At 71.4% G+C, this 18276-nt stretch carries 14 protein-coding genes; 12 read left to right on the top strand and 2 right to left on the bottom strand.

Annotated features, from left to right (window positions below):
- Positions 1-154: 154 nt before the first annotated feature.
- Entirely contained in the window at positions 155-1108 is a 954-nt protein-coding gene (locus IAG43_RS28775; RefSeq protein ID WP_187743588.1) for a MerR family transcriptional regulator, read from the top strand.
- 454 nt (positions 1109-1562) lie between these two features.
- Here IAG43_RS28775 and IAG43_RS28770 read toward each other — a convergent pair whose 3' ends face one another.
- The gene (locus IAG43_RS28770) at positions 1563-2564 is read right to left on the bottom strand and encodes an SGNH/GDSL hydrolase family protein (protein WP_187743587.1); all 1002 of its coding nucleotides are present in this window, start codon (positions 2562-2564) and stop codon (positions 1563-1565) included.
- Between the two features lie 612 nt (positions 2565-3176).
- Positions 3177-5492: an alpha-xylosidase gene (gene yicI, locus IAG43_RS28765; RefSeq protein WP_187743586.1), complete on the bottom strand. Its 2316-nt coding sequence runs from the start codon at positions 5490-5492 to the stop codon at positions 3177-3179.
- A 239-nt stretch (positions 5493-5731) separates the two neighbouring features.
- On the opposite strand from yicI, the gene IAG43_RS28760 reads away from it, so the two are divergent.
- The 11 genes from IAG43_RS28760 (at position 5732) to IAG43_RS28710 (ending at position 18259) form a co-directional block, all read left to right on the top strand.
- Positions 5732-6385, top strand: a complete 654-nt coding sequence (locus tag IAG43_RS28760; protein WP_187743585.1) for a GntR family transcriptional regulator — start codon at positions 5732-5734, stop codon at positions 6383-6385.
- On the top strand, positions 6382-7293 hold the full coding sequence (locus tag IAG43_RS28755; protein ID WP_187743584.1) for a dihydrodipicolinate synthase family protein: 912 nt from the start codon (positions 6382-6384) through the stop codon (positions 7291-7293). Before IAG43_RS28760 ends, IAG43_RS28755 begins: the two co-directional genes overlap by 4 nt.
- Positions 7290-9014 carry an L-arabinonate dehydratase gene (araD, locus tag IAG43_RS28750; RefSeq protein WP_187743583.1) on the top strand — a complete coding sequence of 575 codons (1725 nt, stop codon included), beginning with the start codon at positions 7290-7292 and terminating at the stop codon, positions 9012-9014. The genes IAG43_RS28755 and araD overlap by 4 nt, the downstream gene beginning before the upstream one ends.
- A 159-nt stretch (positions 9015-9173) precedes the next feature.
- Positions 9174-10127, top strand: coding sequence for a carbohydrate ABC transporter permease (locus tag IAG43_RS28745; protein WP_187743582.1), 954 nt, complete (start codon positions 9174-9176; stop codon positions 10125-10127).
- Positions 10124-11056 carry a carbohydrate ABC transporter permease gene (locus IAG43_RS28740; protein WP_343075690.1) on the top strand — a complete coding sequence of 311 codons (933 nt, stop codon included), beginning with the start codon at positions 10124-10126 and terminating at the stop codon, positions 11054-11056. The genes IAG43_RS28745 and IAG43_RS28740 overlap by 4 nt, the downstream gene beginning before the upstream one ends.
- A complete protein-coding gene (locus IAG43_RS28735; protein ID WP_187743581.1) occupies positions 11053-12234 on the top strand; it encodes a Gfo/Idh/MocA family protein in 1182 nt (393 codons plus the stop codon). Before IAG43_RS28740 ends, IAG43_RS28735 begins: the two co-directional genes overlap by 4 nt.
- Complete coding sequence (locus IAG43_RS28730; protein ID WP_187743580.1) at positions 12231-13070, top strand: DUF6807 domain-containing protein; 840 nt, start codon at positions 12231-12233, stop codon at positions 13068-13070. The genes IAG43_RS28735 and IAG43_RS28730 overlap by 4 nt, the downstream gene beginning before the upstream one ends.
- Positions 13067-14641 (top strand): glycoside hydrolase family 43 protein, encoded by a 1575-nt coding sequence (locus IAG43_RS28725; protein WP_425508624.1) that lies wholly within the window; start codon positions 13067-13069, stop codon positions 14639-14641. The genes IAG43_RS28730 and IAG43_RS28725 overlap by 4 nt, the downstream gene beginning before the upstream one ends.
- Before the next feature lie 111 nt (positions 14642-14752).
- Complete coding sequence (locus tag IAG43_RS28720) at positions 14753-16093, top strand: ABC transporter substrate-binding protein (RefSeq protein WP_187743579.1); 1341 nt, start codon at positions 14753-14755, stop codon at positions 16091-16093.
- Positions 16090-16968 carry a rhamnogalacturonan acetylesterase gene (locus tag IAG43_RS28715; protein WP_187743578.1) on the top strand — a complete coding sequence of 293 codons (879 nt, stop codon included), beginning with the start codon at positions 16090-16092 and terminating at the stop codon, positions 16966-16968. Before IAG43_RS28720 ends, IAG43_RS28715 begins: the two co-directional genes overlap by 4 nt.
- The gene (locus IAG43_RS28710; protein ID WP_187743577.1) at positions 16955-18259 is read left to right on the top strand and encodes a pectate lyase family protein; all 1305 of its coding nucleotides are present in this window, start codon (positions 16955-16957) and stop codon (positions 18257-18259) included. The genes IAG43_RS28715 and IAG43_RS28710 overlap by 14 nt, the downstream gene beginning before the upstream one ends.
- Positions 18260-18276: the final 17 nt, after the last annotated feature.

Genomic DNA, 18276 nt, shown 5'->3' with positions numbered 1-18276 from the left:
CGCCGTGGCGAGGCACAAGGGCGGGGGTCCCAAGGCGATCACGCTGCCCGAGGAGTCGCTGTCAAGACGTGTGGATTGGCGAACCAGTGGGTGTAAGCACCAGCGGTAAGACTGGGCTTGAGTCTCCCGTGGGGGGAGACACGAAGGTGCAGGCATGGACGGCGACACGCTCTTCACGATTGGGGCCCTGGCCCGGCGGACCGGGCTGACTGTCAAGACCATTCGGTTCTACTCCGACATCGGAATCGTGCCGCCGACGGACCGCAGCCCGGCTGGCTACCGTCTCTACGACATCGGCGCACTGGCGCGTCTGGATCTGGTGCGCACCCTGCGTGACCTGGGGCTCGACCTTGCTGTCATCCGGCAGGTGCTGGACCGCGAGGTTTCGGTGCCCGAGGTCGCGGCCGCACACGCCGACGCTCTGGATGTGCAGATCCGCACTCTGCGACTGCGGCGCGCGGTGCTGCGAGCGGTGGCCAAGCGGGACTCCACCCCCGAGGAAATGGACCTCATGCACAAGCTTGCCAAGCTCTCCGACGACGAACGCCGTCGCCTCATCACCGACTTCATCGACGACACCTTCGGCGGGTTCGACGCCAACGCCGACTTCGTCGACATGATGCGCTCGGCCATGCCCGAACTTCCGGACGACCCCGAACCTGATCAGGTCGACGCCTGGGCGGAACTCGCCGAACTCACCCAGGACCCCGACTTCCGCGCCGCTGTCCGCCGCATGGCGGAGTACCAGGCAGCCGAGCGCGCCCAGGGCGACGTCACCGGCTTGCACCACGACCTCACCGAGACCGTCCGCGACAGCGTCGGCCACGCGCTCGATGCAGGCATCGACCCGGCCTCCGCCGAGGCCGCAGCCATCATCGACACCCTCACCGCTCGTTACGCGCAAACCTTCGGCCGCGCCGACGACGCCGAACTGCGCCACTGGCTGCTGACTCGCCTGGATATCGCCGGCGACCCCCGCGCGGAACGCTACTGGCATCTGCTCTCCGTCATCAACGGATGGCCCACCCCGCCCAGCCTGGCACCGGTGTTCACGTGGTTCACAGAAGCCCTGCGCACTCATACCCCGCAGCAGACCCGCGTGCAGTAGTCCCACGCCTGACGGTCGCTCCGAGATCTTCGCGGCTTCGATCACGCCGCGAGGATCTCGGAGCGTCCGACTCGGAGACCGCCCTCGAACCGGGCTCGACGAGATGAGGAGCGTGGACCGCCCGCCGGCGGGCCTGTGCGGACTCGACGGCCTTGAAGACCATGGCCGGGCTGCAGCTGGACTGCCGGCGCGGGTGACCTTGGTCCGGATCGTTGACTGCGCCGAGCACGGGCGTGCCTTCCCGACCCGCGTTCGCCGCGCGGGTCTACTCGGTGACCATCAGTCGGTCACTCGGGAAGGTACGCCTCTTCACGTCCAACCCGGGGCCGATCCACAGGTCTTGAGCCTTGCTCTCCCGCGAGGGCAAGAGGTTTGCCGCTGCCGGTGAGCTTGTCCCACAGCGGACCCCGTGACCTTCGCCCGAACTGCCTCGACCCGGGTGATCAAATCTCCCTCACCATCCCGTCGGCAGGCTCCTGAGGAACGGGGCGAGCCGGTCGGCGATCACCCGGTCGTCGTGAGCCGAGGTGTGCCCGTCACATCCGAGGAAGTCCAGTCCCGACTGATCGAGGAACCAGTAGCGGACGCCGCTGTCGCCGGCGTCGTTGCGCGCTTCGACCACCTGTCGAACATGCTCGGCGTTTCTGTCGAAGCCGACGGCCACGAGGGTGGAGCCGGCACCGTAGCGCGTCCGCAGTGTCCGGAGGAACTCGCCGTAGGCGGTGCGATAGGCGGCCGCGAGGCTGTCGGGGGTCCACGGTTCATTCGGGGTGAGGTCGGTGAAGTCGTTGGAGCCGAGGTTGACCACCACGACATGAGGGCGCCACGCCCCCGGGTTCTGCCAGACGTCGCCCTCCACGTTCAGCAGGGCGCGGTCGTAGTAGGTCCGGTACGTGACGTGCGGCATGATGCCGGCGACGTTACGCACCATCCCGAGGCCGGAGAAGTCGTTGATCTGGTAATCGGCGTCCAACTGCCGGGCGGTGAGGGCGCCGTGGCTCATGTCGCTGTTGGTGTGCCGCTTGACCTGCTCCGGATTGCAGTCACAGGTGCCCGACATGTTGCCGTAGCCCACTGTGATGGAATCCCCGATGAACTCGATCTGGCGGTCCCGGGGCGCCGGCTTGCTCAGTACGGCGCCCCCGGGCGCGGCGACGAAGCCTCCGAACGTGCTGGTCTCCCCCGGGGTGTCGTTGCGCTTGACGACCCGGACCGTGTGCTCGCCGTCCCGCAGACCGTTGATCCAGTGCGTGGTGTCACCGGGTGTGACCAGCGTGGCGACGGTGGTCCCGTCGACCTGGACGTCGTAGTCGGCCGCCGCGCAGTCGAGTACCACCCCGAGGCAGGTCCCGCGGAAGCGGCCCTCGAAGTACACCCCAGGCCAACTGAACTGCACGGTCTCCCCCAGGTCCCTTATCCGCCCTGCGGTGTGCACCTGCTCCGAAACACGTTTCACGGAGTCCAGCCGGCCCGCGTCCACAGCAGCAGGCGCCGCCGGGCGCATCCCGGGCTCCGGGTTCCCTCCACCGAAAGTCATCGTCTCTCCGTCCCTGTGCTCACGACCACCGACCTCCGGACGCAGGCACCGCCTCCCCCACCGGCGGGCCGGTACGTCCACCGCGGACACGGGGCGCGCAGGAGGCGTAAGCGGCCGACGGTCCTCAGGCTAGGGCGGGTCACGTCTGGGGCGAGCGGGCGCTCTAGCCTCCGGAGGGACCCGCAACTCCGACCCCACGCACCGGACCAGCGCCGTGCAACCCAAGCCCGTCCGGCGCTTGAGGACACCCGCGCGCAGCGGGGGTGCACCACCCCCGCCCGCACACAGGGCGCAAGCCCCACCCCGCACCCAAGCCCGTCCGGCGCCTGAGGACAACCCGCGCGCAGCGTGGGTGCGCCACCCACACACCCGCACCCAAACGTGCACCCGCACACGCGGAAACCGCCCCCGCCCCGGCAAGGCCCCCGCGCGCAGCGTGGGTGCGCCACCCACACACCCGCACCCAAACGTGCACCCGCACCCGGGGACACCGCACCCCACAACGCACCGCCCCCCGCGCGGACCCCCCCCTCAGCGCTCCAGCCTCACCACCCCCACCCCGGCCCCGCCCTCCCGCGCAACGCTCCCCGCACCGCTCCCCGCAGCGGAAGCCGCAGCGGAAGCCGCCTCGCGGAGGCGGAACGGGCGGTCCGTGCCGTCCGCGTGGGCGGTCACCGCGTCGGGGGACCAGGCCACGGTGAACGCGGCGGCCCGCTCCCCGCGGGCCCCCGGCACCACCACCGTGACCGGCGCGGCGCCGGCCGCGGGCGCGGCGCCGACGAGGAGGGTGAGCCCGTCGAGCCAGTCCCCGTCCGGGCGCCCGGTCTCCGCTCCGAGCGGCAGCACCGCCCCGGGCCTCAGGTAGAGCGGCAGCCCGTCGAACCCGTAGGACTCCTCGCGCCAGCCCGGCCCCCGCACGGTCTCCCCGGTGAGGAGATGGGTCCACTCCCCCTCGGGGACGTACACCTCGACGGTCCCGTCGGCAGTGAAGACGGGGGCGACCAGCAGGTCCGGTCCGAGCATGTACTGGCGGTCGAGTGTGCGGCACGCGGGGTCCCCGGGGAACTCCAGCACCATGGGACGCATCACCGGCACGCCCGTGTCCCTCGCCTCGACGGCCGTCCCGTAGAGGTAGGGCATGAGGCGGTGCTTCAGCTCGGTGAACTGACGCGCCACGTCGACGGCCTCCTCCCCGAACTCCCACGGCACCCGGTAGGAGTCGCTGCCGTGCAGGCGGCTGTGGGAGGAGAGCAGGCCGAAGGCGAGCCAGCGCTTGAAGACGTCGGGGTCGGGGGTGCCTTCGAAGCCGCCGATGTCGTGGCTCCAGAAGCCGAAGCCGCTGAGGGACAGGGAGAGCCCGCCGCGCAGGGACTCGGCCATGGCGCCGAAGGAGGCCCAGCAGTCGCCTCCCCAGTGGACGGGGAACTGCTGTCCGCCGGCGGTGGCGGAGCGGGCGAAGAGGACGGCTTCGCCGGGGCCGCGTTCCTTCTCCAGGAGTTCGAAGACGGCGGCGTTGTACAGGTGGGTGTAGTAGTTGTGCATCCGTTCGGGGTCGGAGCCGTCGTGCCAGACGACGTCGGTGGGGATGCGTTCGCCGAAGTCGGTCTTGAAGCAGTCGACGCCCTGGTCGAGGAGGGTCTTGAGCTTGCCCTGGTACCAGGTGCGGGCCTCGGGGCTGGTGAAGTCGACGAGGGCCATGCCGGGCTGCCAGAGGTCCCACTGCCAGATGTCGCCGCCGGGCCGGCGCACCAGGTGGCCGAGGGCCATGGCCTCGGCGAAGAGGGGCGACTTCTGTGCGATGTAGGGGTTGATCCACATGCTGACGCGCAGGCCGCGGTCGCGGAGGCGGCCGAGCATGCCGGCGGGGTCGGGGAAGGTCTCGGGGTCCCAGGCCAGGTCGGTCCACTGGTACTCGCGCATCCAGAAGCAGTCGAAGTGGAAGACGGAGAGCGGGATGCCGCGTTCGGCCATGCCGTCGGTGAAGGAGGTGACGGTGGCCTCGTCGTAGGAGGTGGTGAAGGAGGTGGTGAGCCAGAGGCCGAACGACCAGGCGGGGGGCAGGGCGGGGCGTCCGGTGAGCGCGGTGTAGCGGGTGAGGACGTCCTTGGGGGTGGGCCCTGCGACGACGTAGTACTCGAGTTCCTGGTCCTCGACGCTGAACTGGACCTGGCCGACGGATTCGCTGCCGATCTCGTAGGACACCTTGCCAGGGTGGTTGACGAAGACGCCGTAGCCGCGGGAGGAGAGGTGGAACGGGATGTTCTTGTAGGCCTGTTCGCTGCTGGTGCCGCCGTCGGCCTGCCAGATGTCGACGGTCTGGCCGTTGCGGACGAAGGGGGTGAAGCGTTCCCCGAGGCCGTAGATGTGCTCGCCGACGCCGAGGGCGAGCTGGGCGGCCATGTGGTGGGCGCCGTCGGGGGTGGTGACGAAGGCGGTGCCCTTGCGGCCGGCCTCGGTGAGGAGCCGGCCGTCGGCGTCGAGGAAGCGGAGGGCGAAGCGGCCGGCGGTGTCGATGCGGAGGGTGAGCGGGCCGCTGACGAGTTCGGCGCCGGTGTCGTCGCGGTGGACCGAGGCGTGGCCGCCGCCGGTGGTGTCGAGTGCGAAGTCGGGGCCGCGGTGCGCCTTGCCGGCGTGGTGTACCGTCCGGATGCCGATGACCCCCTCGGCGGGCGAGAAGCATTCGACGGTGACGAGGGGCGCGTTGAGGGTGTCGCCGCGGGTGCGTACGGGTGCGACGGAGGCGTAGGCCGTGATGCGGCCGTCGCCGGTGTGCAGATCGCGTACTTCGGTGGCGTACGAGGCACGGGTGCCCTCGCGCATCAGCCAGAAGCCGTCGGTGAACTTCATCCTGGTCCTCAAGACGTATACGGACGGGGCGGAAGCGCTTCCGCGCTTCATAGTGGGCCCTTCATCGCCCCTGGTCAACGCCTTCTCCATACTTTGTCGAAGCGCTTCACCACCATAAAACGGACTTCCTCACGAATCCTGCGTGAAGCATTGACGTCACGCGAACACGGCTCTACGTTCAGCGCGTTGCACTTCGTACGTCATATATGAGACGCGATACACGAGATCTGAGAGTGACGATGGCTTTCGCGCCCAGCCCGATCCCCTCACGTACCCAGTACGTGCTGGAGGCGATCAAACACGACATACTCACCGGCGGTCTGAGCCCCGGGCAGGCGCTGGTCGAGACCGAGCTGGCGGCACGCTTCGGAGTGTCCAAGACACCGGTGCGCGAAGCCCTCAAGACGCTCGCGGGCACGGGTCTCGTGGTGATGAGCCAGTACAAGGGCGCCACGGTGCGCATGGTCGACGCGGACATGGCCCGCGAAGTCTACGACGTGAGGCTGCTGCTGGAGCCCGAGGCGCTGCGCCGCTCGATCACCCGCGGGGCCTCCCTGGAAGCGGCGCGTGCCGCTCTGGTGAGCGCGGACGCGGCAGCGGACCAGGCGGAACGCTCCCTGGCCAACCGCGAGTTCCACCGGGCGCTGTACGTACCGTGCGGCAACCCGCTGCTGGCCCGGATGCTCGACGAGGTCCGCGACCAGGCGGCGCTGGTGTCGACGGTGGCCTGGGCGGCCGATCCCTCCTGGCACCGGGAGGCGGACGAGCACCGCGAGATCCTGCGGCTCGCCGAGGCCGGCGACACCGACGCCGCGGTGGCCGCGCTGTACGACCACATCGCGTCGTTCGTCCTGCGCGCCTTTCCCCTGAACGACGAGGAGAACCAGGCATGACGGCCACAGACTTCCAGGCCCTGCGCGACGCGCTCGCGGATGTGGTGGCGATTCCCGTCACCCCCTTCGCGGCGGACGGCACCGTGGACGAGGGCGCGCACCGGGCGCTGATCCGCCGGCTGATCGACGGCGGGGTGCGCACCCTGACGCCGAACGGCAACACCGGCGAGTACTACGCCCTGGACCCGCAGGAGCGCCGCGCGGTCACCGAGCTGACCATCGACGAGGCGGGCGGCCGGGCCGTGATCCTGGTCGGGGTCGGGCTGGACCTGCCGACGGCGATCGCCTCGGCGGAGCACGCACGGGACGCCGGCGCGCAGATGCTGATGGTGCACCAGCCGGTGCACCCCTATGTGTCGCAGGCCGGCTGGGTCGACTACCACCGCGCCATCGCGGACGCGGTTCCCGGGCTGGGCATCGTCCCCTACATCCGCAACGCCTCCCTCGCGGGCAGCCGGATGGCGGAGCTGGGCGAGGCGTGCCCGAACGTGATCGGCGTCAAGTACGCCGTTCCGGACGCCGCCCACTTCGCCGCGTTCGCCCGTGACGCCGGCCTGGAGCGTTTCGTGTGGGTCGCCGGCCTCGCCGAGCTGTACGCGCCCTCCTACTTCGCGGGCGGTGCCACCGGTTTCACCTCGGGGCTGGTCAACGTCGCCCCGGCGGTCTCGCTGGAGATGCTGGCCGCGCTGCGCGCCGGTGACCTGCGGGGCGCCATGAAGGTCTGGGAGCAGATCCGGCCGCTGGAGGACCTGCGGGCGGCGCACCAGTCCGCCGACAACGTCACGGTGGTGAAGGAGGCCCTGGCCGCGCTCGGGCTGTGCCGCCGCGACATCCGCCCGCCGAGCCGGGCGCTGCCGAAGCAGCAGCGGCCGCGGGTCGCCGAGCTGGTGGCGGGGTGGGGCATATGAGCCGCGGTCCGGAGGAGCTGCGCAGCCACCAGTGGTGGGGGACGGACGGGCTGCGGTCGTTCTCGCACCGTGCGCGCACCCGGCAGCTCGGCTACCTGCCCGAGGAGCACCTGGGCAAGCCGGTGGTCGCGGTCCTGAACACCTGGTCCGACATCAACCCGTGCCATGTGCACCTGCGGGACCGGGCGCAGGCGGTCAAGCGGGGCGTGTGGCAGGCGGGCGGGTTCCCGCTGGAGTTCCCCGTCTCGACGCTGTCGGAGACGTTCCAGAAGCCGACGCCGATGCTCTACCGCAACATGCTGGCGATGGAGACGGAGGAGCTGCTCCGCTCCTACCCGGTGGACGGGGCGGTGCTGCTCGGCGGCTGCGACAAGTCGACGCCCGCGCTGCTGATGGGCGCGGCGAGCGCGGACCTGCCGGCGGTGTTCGTGCCGGCCGGTCCGATGCTGCCGGGTCACTGGCGGGGCGAGACGCTCGGTTCCGGTACCGACATGTGGAAGTACTGGGACGACAAGCGGGCCGGTCTGATCGGTGACTGCGAGATGGGCGAGCTGGAGAGCGGCCTGGCCCGCTCCCCCGGCCACTGCATGACGATGGGGACGGCGTCCACGCTGACGGCGGCGGCCGAGGTGCTCGGGGTGACGATGCCGGGTGCGTCGTCGATCCCGGCGGTGGACTCGGGCCACGACCGGATGGCCGCTGCCTCCGGGCGGCGGATCGTGGACGTGATCCGCGAGGGTCTGACGCTGTCGCAAATCCTGACGCGCGAGGCGTTCGAGGACGCGGTCACCACGGTGCTCGGGCTCGGCGGCTCGACCAACGCCGTCATCCACCTGATCGCGATGGCGGGCCGGGCGGGGGTGTCGCTGACGCTCGACGACTTCGACCGGCTGGCGCGCGAGGTCCCGGTGCTGGCGAACGTCCGCCCCGGCGGGGGTCCTCACCTGATGGAGGACTTCCACTTCGCCGGCGGACTGCCGGGGTTCCTGTCGCGGATCCCCGATCTGCTGCACCTGGACCGGCCCACGGTCGCGCACGCGACGCTGCGCGAGCAGCTGGACGGTGTGCTGGTCCACAACGACGACGTGATCCGCCTGCGCGACAACCCGGTGGCGGCGGAGGGCGGCGTGGCGGTGCTCCGCGGCAACCTCTGCCCGGACGGGGCGGTGATCAAGCACATCGCGGCCGAGCCGCATCTGCTCAAGCACACCGGTCCCGCGGTCGTCTTCCCCGACTACCGCACCATGCAGCGGACCATCAACGACCCGGAGCTCGGCATCACGGCGGAGCACGTCCTCGTCCTGCAGAACGCCGGCCCCAAGGGCGGACCGGGTATGCCGGAGTACGGGATGCTGCCGATCCCCGACCATCTCCTCAAGCAGGGGGTGCGGGACATGGTGCGCATCTCCGACGCCCGGATGAGCGGCACGAGTTACGGCACCTGCGTGCTGCACGTGGCCCCCGAGTCGTACGTCGGCGGACCGCTGGCGCTGGTGCGCACCGGTGACCTGATCACGCTGGACGTCGAGGCGCGGTCGCTGCACCTGGAGGTGCCGGACGAGGAGCTGGACCGGCGCCGGGCCGAGTGGACCGAGCCGCCCGTCCGCTACGAGCGCGGGTACGGATCGCTGTACAGCGAGTACGTCACGCAGGCGGACACCGGCTGCGACTTCACCTTCCTGGCCAGGCCGGGCCAGGTGCCCGATCCCTACGCGGGCTGACGCCCGCCGCACCGCGGAGCCGCGCCGCCCGAGGCGTCACGGACCGCAGTCCCCCACACCCCCCGAGTAAGCGCTTTCCCGCCTGTCGCGGGCCGTCCGAGCCCGCCGCACGGCACCCCTTTGCCTGGAATCGCCCGTACCACGATCGGAGTCCCAGTCATGGCCTCAGCTGTGGCGCAGAAAACCTCAGGGCCCCCGCGCCCGCTGCCCCGGCCGCCCGGCCGGCGGCGGAAGGGATCGGCACCCCGCAGGCTGCCGTATCTGCTGATCGCTCCCGCCGTCCTGCTCATGCTGGGCTTCATCGCCTATCCGGTGCTCAGCGTCTTCTACTACAGCGCGCAGCACTACAACCCGACGAAGCCGTGGCGGAACGGCTTCGCGGGGTGGGAGAACTTCACCGCGATCTTCACGGAGGACACCCACTTCTGGGGCACCCTGGCCTTCAGCCTCAAGTGGGTCTCGGTCGAGGTGTCGCTCCAGCTCCTCTTCGGTCTCGCGCTGGCGCTGATCGTCAACCAGACCTTCGTGGGCCGCTCGCTCGGACGAGCGCTGGTGTTCTCCCCGTGGGCCGTCTCCGGCGTGCTCACGTCGGCGATCTGGGTGCTCCTCTACAACTCGCAGACCGGCATCACCCGTTACCTGGCCGACGTCGGCATCGGCGAGTACGGCACGTCGCTGCTCTCCGACACCGGCACCGTCTTCTGGGCCGCGATCGTCGCCGACCTGTGGCGCGGCGTCCCGTTCTTCGCCATCCTCATCCTCGCCGACCTCCAGTCGATCCCGAAGGACCTCTACGAGGCGGCCGAGGTCGACGGGGCGAGCCGGATACGCCAGTTCGTGCACATCACCCTGCCGCATCTGAAGGACGCCATCATCCTCTCGACGCTGCTGCGCGCGGTGTGGGAGTTCAACAACGTCGACCTCCTCTACACACTGACCGGCGGCGGTCCGGCGGGCGAGACCACGACCCTGCCGCTGTACATCGCCCACACCAGTGTCGAGGGACGCGACTTCGGTTACGCGTCCGCCCTCACGACCGTCGCGTTCGTGATCCTTCTCTTCTTCTCGATGGTCTACCTGCGCCTGAGCAAGTTCGGAGGCGAGACCAAGTGATCACTCAGGACACCACCCGTTCCCCCGACCTCTCCGCCACGGCCTCCGGCCCCGACCGCGCGGGCTCCGGTCCGGCCGGCCGGCCGCCCGTCAGCCGCCGCAGGAAGAAGAACCGCGCGTGGGACGAGGTCCCCCGCTGGCACATCTACCTCCCGCTCGGCATCTACCTCGTCTTCACCCTGGTCCCGTTCTACTGGATCCTGCTCTTCGCGCTCCGTCCGACGGGCTCGACGTCGCTGGTTCCCTGGCCGCTGACGTTCGACCACTTCGAGAAGGTGTGGACGGAACGCTCGTTCGCCACCTACTTCGAGAACAGCCTGCTCACCGGTGTCGCCACGCTGATCATGACGACCCTGGTCGCCCTGGCCGGCGGCTACGCCCTCGCCCGCTTCGACTTCAAGGTCAAGCGCTGGTTCATGCTGGCCCTGCTGTGCTCGCAGTTCGTGCCCGGCGCGCTGCTGCTGGTGCCGCTGTTCCAGATCTTCGCCGACCTCAGCCTGATCAACTCGCTGATGAGCGTGATCATCGCGGAGACGGTCTTCCAGCTCCCGTTGTCCATCATCCTGATCAGCGGCTTCATCCGGAACGTGCCGTACTCCCTGGAGGAGGCCGCCTGGGTGGACGGGTGCAGCAGGTTCACCGCGTTCCGGGTCGTGGTGCTGCCGATGCTCAGGCCGGGCCTGGTGGCCGTCGGTTCCTTCGCCTTCGTCCACTCCTGGAACCACTTCCTGTTCGCCCTGATGTTCCTCAACAGCCAGGACAAGCAGACGATCCCGGTCGGCCTCAACACGCTGATGGGCGCGGACAGCGTCGACCTCGGCGCGCTCGCGGCCGGCGGTGTCATCGCCGCCGTCCCGGTGGTCATCGTCTTCGCCTTCATCCAGAAGTGGCTCGTCACCGGCTTCAGCGCGGGGGCGGTGAAGGGATGAGCGGCGCGAGCCGGCCCCTGCCGGTCGTCCTGGCGGGTGCCCGCGGCCACGGCCGGGTCCACCTGGAGAACATCCGCAGGCTGGAGCACGCCGGGCTGGTGCGTCTGGCCGGTGTCTGCGAACTGCGCCCGCTGACGGCCGAGGAGCTCGGCTCCCCCGCCGGCGAGGTGGCGCAGTCCGACGACTTCGACGCGCTCCTGGCCTCCACCGGCGCCCGGGTGGCGGTGATCTGCACCCCGATCCAGACGCACACCGATCTGGCGCTCGTCGCCGCCCGCCGGGGCGTCCACCTGCTGCTGGAGAAGCCGCCGGCGCCGTCGTACGCCGAGTTCCGCCGGATGGCCGACGGTGTGCGGGCCGCGGGGGTGGCCTGCCAGATCGGCTTCCAGTCGCTCGGCTCCGACGCCGTCGCCGCGGTGCGCGCCCTCGTCGCCGGCGGGGCGATCGGCGAGGTGCGCGGCGTGGGCGCGGCGGGCGCGTGGGTCCGCGGCGAGGCGTACTTCCGCCGCTCGCCGTGGTCCGGCCGGCGCCGCCTCGACGGCGTGGACGTCGTCGACGGCGCGCTGACCAACCCGCTGGCCCACGCGGTGGCGACGGCACTGGCCCTCGACGGCAGTGTGCACACGGAGGACGTCACGGACGTCGTGCCCGAACTGTTCCGGGCGAACGCGATCGAGTCCGACGACACCTCCTGCGTGCGCGTCACCACGTCGCGCGGCGGCCGGGTGACGGTCGCGGCGACGCTGTGCGCCGAGATCGCGGCCGAGCCGTACGTGATGGTGCACGGCGACCGGGGCCGGGTCACGTTCTGGTACAAGCAGGACAGGGTGCTGCTCCAGCGCGCCGGGCACGGTCCGGTGGAGACCGTCCACGGCAGGACCGACCTGCTGGAGAACCTGGTCGCGCACCTCACCGACGGGACGGACCTGCTGGTGCCGCCGGAGGCGACCGGCGCGTTCATGCGGGTCGTGGAGGCGGTGCGCACCGCGCCCGACCCGTCGGCGCTGCCCGAGGGCGCCTGGCGGCGCCTGGAGACCGGGACCGGGCCCCGCCGGGTGGTCGACGGGGTGGACGCCCTGGTCGCGGCGAGCGCCGAACGCACCGCGCTCTTCTCCGAGCTGGGCGCCGACTGGGCGCGTCCCGCCGCCCTGCGCCAGGTGCAGGGGGCGGTCCGGTGACCGCGGCGACGGTGCTGAGCTGCGCCGGGCGTCCGGTAGCCCACTACACGACGGCCCCGGTGGCCGAGCGGCGCTGCTCGCCGCGGCCCTGCCTGCACCCGGTGCGCACGCCGGGCGGTGTCACGGTCACCGAGCTGATGCCCGCGGACCACCTGCACCACCTGGGCGCGTCGGTGGCCGTCCCCGACGTGGCGGGACACAACTTCTGGGGCGGGCGCACCTTCGTCCGCGACCGGGGGCCGACCGAGCTCGACAACCACGGCGAGCAGCGGCACGACGGGTTCAAACTGCACGACCGGGACGGCTTCGTGGAGGAGCTGAGCTGGGTCGCGGACGGGCGGCGGCTGCTCCGGGAGCACCGCACGGTCGCGGTGACCGCGCTGGACGACACGGCGTGGGCGCTGGACCTGACGTTCTCGCTGACGAACACCACCGGCGAGGAGGTGTCGATCGGCTCCCCGGCCACCAATGGGCGTCCGGGCGCCGGTTACGGCGGGTTCTTCTGGCGTGCCCCGAAGGAGGCGACCGAGGCCCGGGTCTTCACCGCGGACGCGGACGGGGAGGCCGCGGTGCACGGCCGGTGCGCCGACTGGCTGGCGCTGGCCGGCGAGGAGTGGACGCTGGTGTTCGCCGGGGCGACGGCGCGGACCCGCGAGGACCCGTGGTTCGTGCGCACCGCCGAGTACCCGGGCGTCGGGTCCTCGCTCGCCGCGGGCGACCGGCTGCCGGTCGCTGCCGGCGGGACGGTGGTGCGCCGTGTCGTGACCGTCGTCGCCGACGGGCGGCTGGACCGCGGTGCCGCGGCGGCCCTGGTGCGGAAGGCGGTGACCGCGTGATCAGCTCGGACCTCGGGGACGGCACGTACCGCAACCCCGTGCTCCCGGCCGACTGGTCCGACCCGGACGTCGTGCGGGTGGGCGACGACTACTACCTGACCGCGTCCAGCTTCGGCCGGGTGCCGGGCCTGCCGCTGCTGCACTCCACGGACCTGGTGAACTGGACGCTCGTGGGGCACGCGCTCCAGCGGCTGGAGCCGGCCGCGGCGTTCAGCGTGCCCCGGCACGACTGCGGGGTGTGGGCGCCGTCCATCCGTCACCACGACGGGCGTCTGTGGATCTTCTGGGGCGACCCGGACCACGGCATCTGGCAGGTCAACGCGCCGGGCGTGCGCGGCCCGTGGACCGAGCCGCACCTGGTGAAGGCGGGGCGCGGGCTCATCGACCCCTGCCCGCTGTGGGACGAGGAGTCGGGTGAGGCGTACCTGGTGCACGCCTGGGCCAAGTCCCGCTCGGGGGTCAAGAACCGGCTGACGGGCCACCGGATGCGCCTGGACGGCACGGGTCTGCTCGACGAGGGGACCACGATCGTCGACGCCGACCGGATACCGGGGTGGTTCACCCTGGAGGGCCCCAAGCTGTACCGGCACGACGGCTGGTTCTGGATCCTGGCGCCGGCGGGCGGTGTCACCAACGGCTGGCAGGGCGCGCTGCGCTCCAGGGACTTCCTCGGTCCCTACGAGGAGCGGATCGTCCTGGAGCAGGGCGCCACGGACGTCAACGGTCCGCATCAGGGCGGCTGGGTGCGCACCCGGTCCGGCGAGGACTGGTTCCTGCACTTCCAGGAGCGCGGGGCGTACGGGCGGCTGGTGCATCTGCAGCCCATGCGGTGGGGCGAGGACGGCTGGCCGGTGCTCGGCGACGGCGGGTCGCCGGTGCGGGTGCACCCCAAGCCCGACCTGCCCGCGCGGGGGCCGTCGGCGCCGGCGACGGACGACGACTTCCCCGGAGGCCGGTTCGGCCGGCAGTGGCAGTGGACCGCCAACCCGGGCGACGGCTGGACGACGGCGCACGGCGGCGACGGACTGCGTCTGTCGTGCACGCGGTCGGCGGACGCGGACGATCTGCGCCGGCTGCCGCACGTGCTGACGCAGCGGCTGCCGGCCCTGGACGCGGTGGCCGAGGTCGATCTCGTGCTGGACAGCGGCGAGCCCGGGGCCCGGGCCGGGTTCGCCGTCCTCGGTGACGCGTACGCGTGGATCGGTCTGGAGCGCGGCGACGACGGCGCGGCCCGGCTGGTGCACCGCTTCGCGGAGACGACCGCGGACGCGGAGCGGGACGCGGCGGTGCCGCGGATCGCGCCCGCGGGCCGGGCGCGGCTGCGGATCGAGGTGTCCGCGGGTGCCCGGTGCCGCTTCTCGGCGGCCGTCCCGCCCGATCCCGCGGACGCCTCCGGCGCGCCCTCCGGGTTCGTGCCGTCCGGGCAGGTGTTCGCCGCGACGCCGTGGCGCTGGGTCGGCGCACTGTTCGGCCTGTTCGGCGCGGCTCCTGCGCTGCCGGGACAACAGGGTCCCGGCTACGCGGGGACGGCCACGTTCACCACGTTCCGCATACGCCCCTCGGGGCGCTGACACACAGCCGGGAGCGCTCCCGCAGTCGCACGGGCGCTCCGGCCGACGAGTTTCCCCCCACCTGATGACCCCTCACAGATGTCCAACCGTTCGAGAAGAAGAGAGCCGACGATGACCATCTTCCGCAGCGGGGCGCGCAGAGCCGCCTCCGTTCTCGCCCTGACCACCGCCCTCGCGCTCACCGCCACCGCCTGCGGGGACGACGGCAGCGGCGCGGCCGGCGACAAGGGCACCGAGGGATCGGGCAAGGGAAAGATCACCTTCTGGGACAACAACGGCGGTGTCCGCACCGACGTCTGGAAGGAGATCATCGCGGACTTCGAGAAGGCCAACCCGGACATCGACGTCGAGTACGTGGGCGTCGCCTCCACCGAGGTGCAGTCGAAGTACGACACCGCCATCCAGGGCGGGGGCCTGCCGGACGTCGGCGGGGTGGGCGCGGCGATGCTGGCGGGCATCGCGGCGCAGAACGCGCTGGAGCCGCTGGACGAGCGGATCGCGGTGAGCACCCTCAACGGCAAGCTGAACGACGCGATGCTGGAGAGCGTGAAGGCGGCGGGCGGCCAGGGCAAGGCGTTCACCGTCCCGACCTCCGCGAGCAACGGCGTCCTGTACTACCGCACCGACCTGTTCGAGGCCGCCGGTCTCGAAGAGCCCGACACCTGGGCGAAGTTCTACGACGCGGCCGACAAGCTGACCGACAAGGGCAAGAACCGCTTCGGCTACACCATCCGCGGCGGCGCCGGCTCCATCGCCCAGGCCCTGGACGCGATGTACGGGCAGAGCGGCATCAAGGACTTCTGGGCCGGCGACAAGACCACTGTCGACGCCCCGGAGAACGTGGCCGCGCTGGAGAAGTACGCCGCACTGTTCAAGAAGAACACCCCGGCCGCCGACGTGAACAACGACTTCACGAAGATGGTCGCGCAGTTCGACAGCGGCGAGATCGGCATGCTCAACCACAACCTGGGCTCCTACACGGACCATGTGAAGGCGCTGGGCACCGAGAAGTTCCGGGGCATCCCGCAGCCCGTCGGCGACGACGGCAAGCGGGTGCAGGTCTCCAACCCGGTCGACGGACTGGGCCTGTTCAAGACCTCCAAGAACAAGGCCGCGGCCTGGAAGTTCATCGAGTTCGCCGCCTCCCACGCCTCGAACAGCAAGTGGAACGAGTCGGCCGGCGCGATCCCGTCCAACGTGGACGCGGCGAAGGACCCGTGGCTGGCGAAGGCGGAGCCGACGAAGCTCGCGGCCGACGCCCTGTTCAGCGGTGACACCACGATCGTGCAGCTGCCGTACTACCTGCCGGACTGGAACGCCATCTCCAAGGCCGACAACGAGCCGGAGTTCCAGAAGGTCCTGCTCGGCAAGGCGACCGCGAAGGAGTTCCTCACCAAGCTGGCGGAGCAGCTGAACGAGGCCCAGGCGGAGTGGAAGGCGCAGACCAAGTGACGGCGGGCCGCCGCCAGGTCGTCGCGGCCGCCGCGGGCCTCGTGCTCGCGTCGGCCGCGGCCGGCCCCGCCCGCGCCGCGGCCGACGGCGGCCGCGGGCCCGGCGGGCCCCGGACGCGCACCCTGTTCGTCGCGGGCGACTCGACCGCGGCGCAGAAGTACACGGACGCGGCGCCCGAGACGGGATGGGGCATGGCGCTCCCGTTCTTCCTCCACCACGGGGTGCGGGTCGCGAACCACGCCGTCAACGGCCGCAGTTCGAAGAGCTTCCTCGACGAGGGCAGGCTCGACGCGATCCTCGGCGCGATCCGTCCCGGCGACTGGCTCCTCGTCCAGTTCGCGCACAACGACCAGAAGGCGGAGGACCCGGCGCGGTACACCGAGCCGTGGTCGACGTACCAGGAGCACCTGCTGCGGTACGTGCGGGGGGCGCGGGAGCGCGGCGCCCGCCCGGTGTTCGCCACCAGCGTCGAACGGCGCCGGTTCGACGCGCAGGGCGACGCCGTCACCTCGCTCGGCGACTACCCGGCCGCGATGCGGGCGCTCGCCGAACTGGAGGGCGTCGCCCTGCTGGACGTGCAGGCGCTCTCCCTGGCGCTGTGGCAGGAGCTCGGCCCCGAGGAGACCAAGGCGTACTTCAACTGGACGGGCACGGAGCAGGACAACACCCATTTCAACCCGCCCGGCGCCGTGGCCGTGGCACGACTGGTCGCCCGGGAGCTCCGGCGCACCCGGGTGCTGCTCCCCCGGGACGTGCGCCGCCTCGACGACGACGTCCCGCCGTCATGGATCACCTGGCCCGCGGCCCCCGGGGCCGCGGCGACCGCACCCGACACGCACAGCACAGAAGGCGAGCCGCACCATGCATCTCACTAGACCCCAGGGCCGCGCCGTCACGGCGCTCGTCGGTTCCACCGCCCTCGTTCTCGCGGTCACCGGCACGGTCCAGGCCCACCCGCACCACGCGCCGAAGGACCCGGCACGCCAGACCCTCCCCGCCGGCGACGGCTGGGCCTCCCAGGGCGCCGGCACCACCGGCGGTTCGAAGGCCGACGCCGAGCACGTGTACACCGTCACCACCTGGGACGAGTTCCGGGCGGCGCTCGCCGCCGACCCCGGGGCACCGCGGATCATCCGCGTCAAGGGCACCGTCGACGCCACCGCGAACGGCTGCGCCGCCTTCGAGGCGCCGGGCTACGACTTCGACCGGTACCTCGCCGACTACGACCCGGCCGTGTGGGGGCTCGACACCGTCGTCAGCGGCCCGCAGGAGGACCTGCGCGCCCAGTCGGCGGCCACCCAGGCCGCGGCGATCTCCGCGTTCATCCCGTCGGACACCACGATCGTGGGTGTCGGCCGGGGCGCGGGCATCACCGGCGCGAGTCTCCAGATCAAGAACGTCAGCAACGTCATCATCCGCAACCTGACCCTGGAGAGCCCGCTCGACTGCTTCCCGCAGTGGGACCCCACGGACGGCGAGACGGGTGCCTGGAACTCCGAGTACGACGGCATGGTCGTCTACGGCTCCACGAACGTCTGGGTCGACCACAACACGTTCACCGACGGCCGCTACCCCGACAGCTCGCTGCCCGAGTACTACGGCGAGATCTACCAGCAGCACGACGGACAGCTCGACATCGTGCGGGGCGCCGACCTCGTCACGGCGTCGTGGAACGTCTTCACCGAGCACGACAAGACGCTGATGATCGGCAACAGCGACAGCGCCGGCGCGACCGACCGCGGCAAGCTGCGGGTCACCCTGCACCACAACCTGTTCGACAAGGTCGTGGAGCGCGCGCCCCGCGTCCGCTTCGGCCAGGTGGACACCTACAACAACCACTACGTGGTCGACGAGGGTCCCTACGTCTACAGCCTCGGCATCGGCGCGGAGTCCCAGCTGGTGGCGGAGCACAACTCCTTCTCGCTCGCGAAGTCGGTGAGCCCGGCGCTGATCCTGAAGAAGTGGAAGGACTCGCCGGTCACCACCGCGAACAACTACGTCAACGGACGGAAGGTCGACCTGCTGGCCGTCCACAACGCCGAGATCCCCGAGGAGGCCCTGCGTCCGGACGCGGGCTGGACACCGGTCCTGCGCCCCCGCGTCGACCACCCCAAGGTCCTGCCGCTGCTGGTCAGGCTGTACGCGGGCGCCGGCCGGCTGCGCTGAGGCCCCGGGAAGGAACC

It is taken from the genome of Streptomyces genisteinicus (assembly GCF_014489615.1).
In the GTDB taxonomy this organism is placed as follows: domain Bacteria; phylum Actinomycetota; class Actinomycetes; order Streptomycetales; family Streptomycetaceae; genus Streptomyces; species Streptomyces genisteinicus.
This window is presented reverse-complemented; position numbering and strand designations above follow the sequence as displayed.

Bases quoted from the DNA above. Each gene is read 5' to 3' on its own strand.
- IAG43_RS28775 (WP_187743588.1), top strand. From the start codon at position 155: ATGGACGGCGACACGCTCTTCACGATTGGGGCCCTGGCCCGGCGGACC.
- yicI (WP_187743586.1), bottom strand. From the start codon at position 5,492: ATGAAGTTCACCGACGGCTTCTGGCTGATGCGCGAGGGCACCCGTGCC.
- IAG43_RS28760 (WP_187743585.1), top strand. From the start codon at position 5,732: ATGGCTTTCGCGCCCAGCCCGATCCCCTCACGTACCCAGTACGTGCTG.
- IAG43_RS28755 (WP_187743584.1), top strand. From the start codon at position 6,382: ATGACGGCCACAGACTTCCAGGCCCTGCGCGACGCGCTCGCGGATGTG.
- araD (WP_187743583.1), top strand. From the start codon at position 7,290: ATGAGCCGCGGTCCGGAGGAGCTGCGCAGCCACCAGTGGTGGGGGACG.
- IAG43_RS28745 (WP_187743582.1), top strand. From the start codon at position 9,174: ATGGCCTCAGCTGTGGCGCAGAAAACCTCAGGGCCCCCGCGCCCGCTG.
- IAG43_RS28735 (WP_187743581.1), top strand. From the start codon at position 11,053: ATGAGCGGCGCGAGCCGGCCCCTGCCGGTCGTCCTGGCGGGTGCCCGC.
- IAG43_RS28720 (WP_187743579.1), top strand. From the start codon at position 14,753: ATGACCATCTTCCGCAGCGGGGCGCGCAGAGCCGCCTCCGTTCTCGCC.
- IAG43_RS28710 (WP_187743577.1), top strand. From the start codon at position 16,955: ATGCATCTCACTAGACCCCAGGGCCGCGCCGTCACGGCGCTCGTCGGT.